The organism is Streptomyces sp. SID14478 (genome assembly GCF_010548525.1).
In the GTDB taxonomy this organism is placed as follows: domain Bacteria; phylum Actinomycetota; class Actinomycetes; order Streptomycetales; family Streptomycetaceae; genus Streptomyces.
Map to the genome: position 1 here is coordinate 1 of NZ_JAAGMG010000950.1, position 8,794 is coordinate 8,794.

Consider the following 8,794-nt stretch of genomic DNA (forward strand, 5'->3'; position numbering starts at 1 on the left):
GGGCACCCCGACACGGCCCCTCCCGTCGACGAGCGACCAACCCCCGGTGGGGGTCCCCGATCGGCTGACCCCCGGTGGGCGTTCGGGCCGGGTAGTCGACGGCGGAGCCGCCTGCCCAGCCCCATCCCCCTCCCGCCCGGGCATCGGCGCCGCCCCCGCCTTGGGCAGTCTGCCGCCTGGGGCGGCAGGGTGGGCAAGGCGGCACCCCAGCGCCGGGGCACCGTCAGCATCAGGGGGCGCGTCAGCGCCGGTATCGGTGGCGGCCAGCGCCGGGGCACCGTCAGCATCAGGGGGCGCGTCAGCGCCGGTATCGGTGGCGGCCAGCGCCGGGGCAGCGTCAGTGGCGGGGGGTGCGTCCGTGCGGGTACCCGTGAAGGGAGGGACCGCGCCGGCTGTCAGGGCCGCTGATACCTCCGCCGGTGACGGCATCGCCGAAGAGCACTCCAGGCGGGATGCCACGATCGCCCCGGCCGCGTTCGCGTACCGCATGATGCGGGCCAACTCCCAACCGGACAAGAGGCCATGGCACAGGGCCCCGCCGAACGCATCCCCCGCGCCCAGCCCGTTGAGGACGTCCACGGGGAGCGGCGGGACCGCCACCGTCTCGCCGGCGGACGTCATCGCCAGGACCCCCTCGGGCCCCTGCTTCACGACGGCCAGGCGCAGGCCGAAGGAGAGCAACTTCCGTGCCGCGGCGACCGGTTCGCGCTCCCCCGTCGCGATCTCGACCTCGTCCACGTTGCCGACGGCGACCGTGGCGTGGCCCAGCGCCTCCACGTAGTACCTGCGCGCCCGCGACGGGTCGTCCCAGAACATGGGCCGCCAGTCGAGGTCGAAGACGGATTCGCCGGGGGCGCCCGCCCGGTGCGCCAGTGCGGCGAGCGTCGCCGTGCGGCTGGGCTCGGCGCTCAGCCCCGTGCCGGTCATCCAGAAGATGCGGGTGTCCCGGATCGCGTCGAGGTCGAGCTCGTCGGGGTGGATCTCCAGATCGGGCGCCTTGGGCTGCCGGTAGAAGTACAGGGGGAAGTCGTCGGGCGGGAAGATCTCGCAGAAGGTGACCGGCGTGGGGAGACCGTCGACCGGGGTCACCCAGCGCGCGTCGACGCCGAACCGCTCCAGCTCCGCGCGGAGGTAGTCCCCGAACGGGTCCCGCCCCGTGCGGGTGATTGTCGCCGAACGCAGCCCCAGCCGCGCCGCCGCCACCGCGACGTTCGTCGACGAGCCGCCGGGGAACTTGCCGAACGTGGACACGTCGGCGAGTTTTCTGCCCGCCTGCAGTGGATACAGGTCCACTCCGATCCGGCCCATCGTGATCAGGTCGAGCTCCCTGCGGGCCATTCGGGGTTCCCTTCGACGACGCTGGCGGCGGGCGCGGCGGGTGGGCCTGGTGCCAGATCTAGTCCCGTCGCCACCCCCCTGTCAACATTTTGTCCTGACATTCGGACCAAGCCTTGACACTCCTCTCCGCAGCCGCCGAGGCTGGTCCCATGACGACCCGGACTTCCCCGTCAGCACGCATCCGCATCGGCTCGGCCCCCGATTCGTGGGGCGTGTGGTTTCCCGACGACCCGAAGCAGGTCCCCTGGCAGCGCTTCCTCGACGAGGTCGCCGAGGCCGGGTACGAGTGGATCGAGCTGGGCCCGTACGGATACCTGCCGAGCGATCCGCGGGTGCTCGCCGAGGAGACCGGGCGGCGGGGGCTGCGGGTGTCCGCCGGGACCGTGTTCACCGGGCTGCACCACGGGCCCGCCGTGTGGGACAGGACCTGGGAGCACGTGTCGTCGATCGCCGCCCTCACCCAGGCCATGGGCGCCCGCCACCTCGTCGTCATTCCGTCCTTCTGGCGCGACGACAAGTCGGGAGAGGTACTTGAGGACTCCTCCCTCACCGGGGAGCAGTGGAGGCAGTTGGCCACGCAGACCGAGCGGCTCGCCCGCGAGGTGGGCGAGCGGTACGGGCTGCGGCTCGTCTTCCACCCGCACGCCGACACCCACGTCGACACCGAGGAGAACGTCAGCCGCTTCCTCGACGCCACCGATCCGGATCTCGTCTCGCTGTGCCTGGACACCGGGCACTACGCGTACTGCGGCGGCGACAGCGTCAAGCTGATCGAGACGTACGGGGAGCGCATCGGCTATCTGCACCTCAAGCAGGTCGATCCGCAGGTGCTGGCCGGGGTGCGGGAGCGGGGGACTCCCTTCGGGCCCGCGGTGGCACACGGCGTGATGTGCGAACCCCCGCGCGGCGTACCCGAGTTGGAGCCCGTGCTCGACGCCGCCGCGCGGCTCGACGTCGACCTCTTCGCGATCGTCGAGCAGGACATGTATCCCTGCGAACCGGAACGGCCGCTGCCGATCGCCCGGCGTACGCGGGGCTACCTCAGGTCGTGCGGCGTGTAGCACTATCTACGGATGAGTTCTCGCGCCACGAGTTCCTCACGGCCCGCCGTCCGCCCCGCCCGCTGCCCGAACGGCACCTGGGAGACCGCCTCCGCGCGCCCGCACGCCCGGTTGCGCCCCGCCGTCATCGGCTACCGCGGCTTCCGGCTCGCCTTCCCCGGGCCGCGCGCCCGCCTGGAGGCGCCGATCGGCGCGGTGACGCTGATGCTCGGCTTCCAGGGGGCGGTCCGCATCACGGAGGCGACGGGCGGCTGGGTCGGTGTCGGCGGGGAAGCCGGCGCGCGGCCTTCGCGGGTGCGCACCAGCGAGTTGTCCACCGTGCTGTCCGCCCTGTCCACCACGCCCGTCCTCGGCGAGCACGACGGCCATCTCGCGGGCGTGGAAGTGCTGTTGACCCCCTGGGCCGCCTTCACGGTCTTCCGGACGGCCCTGCACGAGCTGGCCGGCCGGCGCCTGCATCCGGACGAGTTGGGAGCGCTCCCTTCCTCTGACGTAGCTGACCTCGCTTATAGGTTGGGCGAGTTGGGCTCATGGCGCGCTCGGTTCCGGCTGCTGGACGAGACGTTGGGGCGCTGGCTGGAGACGGGGCCGCGCTGCGCGGACGGCACTGTGCACGCCTGGTACGCGCTCACGCACAGCGGCGGCGCCGTGCCCGTCGGGCAGGTCGCCGGTCAAGTCGGCTGGAGCGTACGGCACTTGGAGAACCGGTTCCGGGAGCAGATCGGGCTGAGTCCGAAGACCGCCGCCCGCGTGCTGCGGCTGCAGCGGGCCAGGCGGCTGCTGTGCGCGGGCAGCACCCAGGCCGAGACGGCCGCCGCCTGCGGGTACTACGACCAGGCGCATCTGAGCGGCGAGTTCAAGGCGATGACGGGGTGCACGCCGCGCGAGTTCGCGCTCGCGCGCGGTGTGCGCCTCGATCCGGACGGGCCGCCGGCCACGGACCGGCTCTCCGGGGAGGCGACGAGCCTGGTCCTGCGCCGGGACGGCCGCCCCGGCAGTGCGCATTTCTCCAAGACCCGCGGTCCCCGCTGACGGCACCCTTGTCCCCTTGAGCCATCCGACCGGGGGGGATGCGGGGAGCGATGGGCCGGGCCCGGCGCAGCGGGTCCGGCCCGTCCGGCTGTCCGGACGCGGCCGTTCCCGCGGCCTCTCCCCCGGCGCGCCGGTGCATGCGCCCGCAATGCACCCTCTTTGCATCATTCGCGTCACAAACGCCCCCTTCCTGTCACACATGTCAGGCCTACGCGGGTTCTGCGTCACAGGGATCACACAGGCCCACCCTTCACCTCGGTGAACGTCGTTCTCCGGGCACAGGGTGAGTGATCGTCGGCGGCCACCCCCGAGCCGCCGCGGCACCCGCCAGGGAGGAGCCACCATGACCGACCGCAGGCTCTGGTCGTACAAGGACATCGCCGCACACATCCGGGTCCAGCCCGACACCGTCCGCTCGTACCGCAAGCACGGCCTCCTGCCGCCCCCGGACCACGTGGAGGGCGGCAAGCCGTACTGGTACGCCGACACCGTGCGCGCCTGGGTCGCCTCCCGACCGGGGAACCGGGGGCGCAGAGACTGACGGCGGGTCCCTCGCGGGGTCACGCCGTCGCCGTGGGCGGGCCGGAGAGCCGCGCAGGGATCCGTTCCGTCGGGCGGCCGCCGTTCAGGGCCAGGGCCCGGCCCGGCCGCGCCGCCTCCGCCGCCCGCGCCGCCGTCGCCTCGTAGATGGACGAGAAGGGTCTCAGTGCCGGGGCGGATCCGGTTCCGGTGCTCAGGCCTCGGGGCTCCGCCCCCGCTCGTCCAGGAGCGGGGCCCGGCCGGGCTCGATCACCGTGACGCCCGCCCCGGGTGCGCGCCCCATCGAGGCGAGGGCCCGCGGCGCCTCCTCCAGCGGAATCGTCGAGGTCACCAGCAGATCGGGGCGCAGCGCCCCGGCCAGTACCAACTCCAGCATACCCGGATAGGCGTGCGCGGCCATCCCGTGACTGCCGATCAACTCCAGTTCCCACGCCAGCACTTGGCCCATCGGGACGACGGGATCCTGCGGCAGCAGACCGACCTGCACGTGCCTGCCCCGGCGCCGCAGCCCGCGCACGGACGCCGCCGACGTGACCGCCGACCCGAGCGCGTCGAGCGACAGATGCGCGCCGCCGCCCGTCAACTCCCGTACGGCGCCGGGCACGTCGTCGACGGCGGTCGCGTCCACAGCGGCAACCGCCCCGAATCTCCGGGCCAGTTCGAGGGCGCCGGGTGTGACGTCCACGGCCACCACCCGCGCCCCGGCCGCCGCCGCGATCATCACGGCGGACAGGCCGACGCCGCCGCAGCCGTGCACCGCGACCCATTCGCCGGCCGCGACGCGTCCCTGCTGCACCACGGCGCGGAACGCGGTCGCGAACCGGCAGCCGAGTCCGGCGGCCGTCCCGAAGGCCATCCCGTCCGGCACCGCCACCAGGTTCACGTCGGCGTGGTCGAGGGCGACGTACTCGGCGAAGGAGCCCCAGTGCGTGAACCCGGGCTGCGTCTGCCGCTCGCACACCTGCTGGTCCCCGGCCGCGCACGCCGCGCAGCTGCCGCACGCGCACACGAACGGCACCGTCACCCGGTCCCCGGCCCGCCACCCGCGCACCTCGGCGCCCGCCTCCTCGACCACTCCGGCGAGTTCGTGCCCGGGCACGTGCGGCAGCACGATGTCCGGGTCGTGGCCCTTCCAGCCGTGCCAGTCGCTGCGGCACAGCCCGGTCGCCGCGACCCGCACGACGACCCCGTGCGGCGCGGCCACCGGGTCCGGTACCCGGCGCACCTGTGCCGGCTCGCCGAACCGCTCGTACACGACGGCGCGCATCCGCCCCACCCCGACTCCGTAGACGATCACCGGTCAACAGCCCCACGGTAAGGGGACGTCACCAGGACTCGGCGCCCTTCACCGGACCCTGCGGCAGCGCCCGTCCGCCCGTGCCCGCGCGCAGCTTGAGGCCCAGCAGCGGGAAGACCAGCACGGACACCATCGCGGCCCCGACCAGCGCCGCCGCGTCGTCGGTGGCGAGCACCCCGGCGTCGACGCCGATCGTGGTGATGGCGACGACCAGCGGCAGCGCCGTCGAGGCGAAGAGGGCGAGGGCGCGCCGGTCGCGCACTCCCAGGTCGCCCGGTGCGAGGGCGTACACCGGCAGGCCGCGCACCACCAGGAACAGGAGGAGGAAGACCGGCAGCAGGAGCAGGGCCCGGCCGCCGTCCAGGAGCGCCTTGAGGTCGAACTCGATGCCGGTCACGACGAAGAAGATCGGCACCAGGAACCCGAATCCCATCGCCTCCACCTTCTCCACGACCTCGTGCGCGCTGTCGGGGGCCGCCCCGTGCAGGACGAGCCGCACGACCATCCCGGCGGCGAAGGCGCCCAGGAGCATGTCGACGCCGAGCGCCGTGGACGCGCCGAGCATCACGGCGAGGAGCAGCACCACCAGGCGCACCGCGAACTGTCCGCTGCTGTGCAGGGTCGTGGCGATGACGCGGGAGAACCACGGCGGCCGTGGCCGCATCGCCCAGTACACGGCGCCCGCGGTGACCACCGCGAAGGCACACAGCAGCACCGCCGATTCGAGCGGCGAACGGCCGCTGAGCAGCAGCGCCATCGCGATGATCGGGCCGAACTCCCCGACGGCGCCGAACGCCATCATCACGGACCCGAACCGCGAGTGCAGGTCACCGGAGTCCCGCAGCACCGGCAGGATCGTGCCGAGCGCGGTGCTGACGAGCGCGGTGCCGATGTAGACGCCCTTCGCGTACGACCATCCGGTGAGCGCGCAGGCCAGCACGAGCCCGCACACCAGGGAGACCGACCAGGCCCGCAGGGACCGTTTCAGGGTGTCGCCGCGGATCTTGTCGAACTCGATCTCGTACCCGGCGAGGAAGATCAGCATCGCCAGGCCGAGGTCCGAGAGGGCGTCGACGGCCTGGCCCGGGTGCGCCCATCCGAGGACGTCGGGGCCCACCACGATGCCCAGCAGGATCTCGAAGATGACGAGCGGCACGGGCAGCCAGCGGGCGACGCCGTAGGCCAGCAGGGGCGCGAGGACCGCGATGGCCATGATCAGAATGAGCGTCCCGTACTGCGACATAACGGGTTCCTACCATAAACTTCCGACAAATCCCCCAAGCTCGCTGCCAGTTCAAGGGAAGTCAGAGGGAGCCGTCGTGACGCACCCCCAGCAGCCCCACGGGTCGCCCCGCGCCCGCATCCCCCAGCAGCCCCCGCCGCCCGGCCCGCAGATCCGCGCCGGACTCTGGAAGCGCTGCCTCTGGGGCGGCCTGGCCCTGTGGGTCCTGACGGCGATCGTCACGTACGCCACGAAGAACACCACCCTGCTGCCCACCCTGATCCTGCTCGGCAGCTTCCTCGTGCCGGCGGTCTTCGTGCTCTGGGCGTACGAGCGCCACGGCCGCGACCTGGGCGTGAACCTGATCCTGGGCTGCTTCCTGGTGGGCGGCGTCCTCGGCGTGCTGGGCGCCTCGGTGATGGAGTACTACCTCCTGCACCCCTCGGTGTGGATCTTCGTCGGCGTCGGTCTGATCGAGGAGGCGGTCAAGCTCCTCGCCCTGATGTACGTGCTGCGCCGCCACCCCCGCATCCACGGACTGCGGGCCGGTCTGGTCCTGGGCGCCGCGGTCGGCTTCGGCTTCGCGGCCTTCGAGAGCGCGGGCTACGCCTTCAACGCGGCGGTCACCATGAAGGGCATCGACCTGCGCTCGCTGTTGGAGACGGAGATCCTGCGCGGCCTGCTCGCCCCGTTCGGGCACGGCCTGTGGACGGCGATCGCCGGCGCCGTGCTCCTCTCCTTCCGCAAGCCGAACGGCCGCTTCCGCTTCGCGGCCCCCGTGATCCTCACCTACCTCGGCGTCGCCCTGCTGCACGCCCTGTGGGACTCGATGCACGGCATCGCGATCTGGCTGGTGGCCCGGATCACCGGGACCGGCCTGGAGCGCGCACTGTTCGCGCAGGGCTACATCCCCACGCCGACCGACGGCCAGAAGCACCTCTTCACGCTCTTCTCGGTCGGCGGCCTGGTCGTGGTCTCCCTGCTCGGCGTGGCCTGGGCGCGCTCGCTCGCCCGGCGTGATCCTTCTTGGAAAAATACCCCCTAGGGGTATAGAGTCGACGCGCCAGGAGCCGCCGGGGGCACCCCCGGCCCCTCACCTCACCCGGCTTTCCCCAAGGAGAACGACATGAGCGCCCAGACCGAGCTCCCCCAGATCGGCAGCGACTCCTCGGATGCCGCCGGTTCCTGCTGCGGCGGAGCCTGCCACACGGACGCCGCGGCCCCCGCCGAGGGCGCCGTCACCGCCGTCTACGAGGTCAAGGGCATGACCTGCGGTCACTGCGAGGGCGCGGTCGCCGGTGAGATCTCGGAGCTGGCCGGCGTCGCCTCCGTCCAGGCGGTCGCCGCCACCGGCCAGGTCACCGTGGTCTCCGCCGCCCCGCTCGACGAGGAAGCGGTCCGCGCGGCGGTCGACGAGGCGGGCTACGAGCTCATCAGCCGGGCCTGACGGGCTTTCCGGGCCGGGCCGCACGGGCCCGGCCCGGCCGCCGTACGCTCGACGTCACCATGACGGACGCACCACCACCCACCGAGATCGACCTCGCCATCGGCGGCATGACCTGCGCCTCCTGCTCCGCCCGCATCGAGAAGAAGCTCAACCGCATCGAGGGCGTGACGGCCACGGTCAACCTGGCCACGGAGAAGGCGAAGGTCGCGTACGCGGCTGACGTCACCCCGGCCCTGCTGATCGAGACGATCACCAGGCTGGGATACACCGCGGAGCAGCCGGCACCCCCCAGGGACGCGGGGCCGCATCGGCCGGCGGCTCCGCCGCGGGGCGCGACCGGCCACGACGGCGCGGCAGCCGGCGAATCCGCGGAACCCCCCGCGGCGAGCAGCGCGGCAGCCCCCCTCGGCCGGCGCCTCAGGATCTCGGCGCTCCTCACCGCCCCGGTGATCGCCCTCGCCATGATCCCCGCCCTGCAGTTCGACAACTGGCAGTGGCTCTCGCTCACCCTGGCGGCGCCGGTCGTGGTCTGGGGCGGGCACCCCTTCCACAAGGCCGCCTGGACGAACGCCCGCCACGGCGCCGCCACCATGGACACCCTCGTCAGCCTCGGCACGCTCGCCGCGTTCGGTTGGAGCCTGTGGGCCCTGTTCCTCGGTGACGCCGGGATGCCGGGGATGCGGCACGGGTTCACCTTCGTCACCGAGGGGGCCGACGCCTCCTCCACGATCTACCTCGAAGTGGCCTCGGGCGTCGTCACGTTCCTCCTCGCGGGCCGCTACCTGGAGGCGCGGGCCAAGCGCAGCGCGGGCGCCGCCCTGCGGGCGCTGCTCGCACTCGGCGCTGGGGACGTGGCG

8 protein-coding genes and 1 pseudogene are annotated in these 8,794 nt (G+C 73.0%); 6 read left to right on the forward strand and 3 right to left on the reverse strand.

Features of this window, described 5'->3' with window-relative positions; genetic code table 11:
- Positions 1 to 381: 381 nt before the first annotated feature.
- Positions 382 to 1,338: pseudogene (gene iolC / locus G3I40_RS30720) on the reverse strand (5-dehydro-2-deoxygluconokinase); the annotation flags it as partial.
- Between the two features lie 149 nt (positions 1,339 to 1,487).
- On the opposite strand from iolC, the gene G3I40_RS30725 reads away from it, so the two are divergent.
- From G3I40_RS30725 to G3I40_RS30735, 3 genes are all read left to right on the forward strand, one after another.
- Positions 1,488 to 2,399 carry a sugar phosphate isomerase/epimerase gene (locus G3I40_RS30725; RefSeq protein WP_164305896.1) on the forward strand — a complete coding sequence of 304 codons (912 nt, stop codon included), beginning with the start codon at positions 1,488 to 1,490 and terminating at the stop codon, positions 2,397 to 2,399.
- Between the two features lie 12 nt (positions 2,400 to 2,411).
- Positions 2,412 to 3,431 (forward strand): helix-turn-helix domain-containing protein, encoded by a 1,020-nt coding sequence (locus G3I40_RS30730; protein ID WP_164305897.1) that lies wholly within the window; start codon positions 2,412 to 2,414, stop codon positions 3,429 to 3,431.
- Between the two features lie 343 nt (positions 3,432 to 3,774).
- Complete coding sequence (locus G3I40_RS30735) at positions 3,775 to 3,972, forward strand: MerR family transcriptional regulator (protein WP_164305898.1); 198 nt, start codon at positions 3,775 to 3,777, stop codon at positions 3,970 to 3,972.
- 192 nt (positions 3,973 to 4,164) lie between these two features.
- Here the strand turns inward: G3I40_RS30735 and G3I40_RS30740 are convergent, their stop codons facing one another.
- Both G3I40_RS30740 and G3I40_RS30745 read right to left on the reverse strand, forming a co-directional pair.
- A complete protein-coding gene (locus tag G3I40_RS30740; protein ID WP_164305899.1) occupies positions 4,165 to 5,238 on the reverse strand; it encodes an alcohol dehydrogenase catalytic domain-containing protein in 1,074 nt (357 codons plus the stop codon).
- Between the two features lie 58 nt (positions 5,239 to 5,296).
- On the reverse strand, positions 5,297 to 6,511 hold the full coding sequence (locus G3I40_RS30745) for a cation:proton antiporter (RefSeq protein WP_164305900.1): 1,215 nt from the start codon (positions 6,509 to 6,511) through the stop codon (positions 5,297 to 5,299).
- Between the two features lie 76 nt (positions 6,512 to 6,587).
- Here G3I40_RS30745 and G3I40_RS30750 point away from each other — a divergent pair, with 76 nt between their 5' ends.
- From G3I40_RS30750 to G3I40_RS30760, 3 genes are all read left to right on the forward strand, one after another.
- Positions 6,588 to 7,535 carry a PrsW family intramembrane metalloprotease gene (locus G3I40_RS30750; RefSeq protein WP_164305901.1) on the forward strand — a complete coding sequence of 316 codons (948 nt, stop codon included), beginning with the start codon at positions 6,588 to 6,590 and terminating at the stop codon, positions 7,533 to 7,535.
- A gap of 81 nt (positions 7,536 to 7,616) precedes the next feature.
- A complete protein-coding gene (locus G3I40_RS30755; protein WP_164305902.1) occupies positions 7,617 to 7,937 on the forward strand; it encodes a heavy-metal-associated domain-containing protein in 321 nt (106 codons plus the stop codon).
- A gap of 59 nt (positions 7,938 to 7,996) precedes the next feature.
- Positions 7,997 to 8,794, forward strand: a 798-nt coding sequence (locus G3I40_RS30760) for a cation transporter (protein ID WP_164305903.1), incomplete at its 3' end; no start/stop codon positions are given.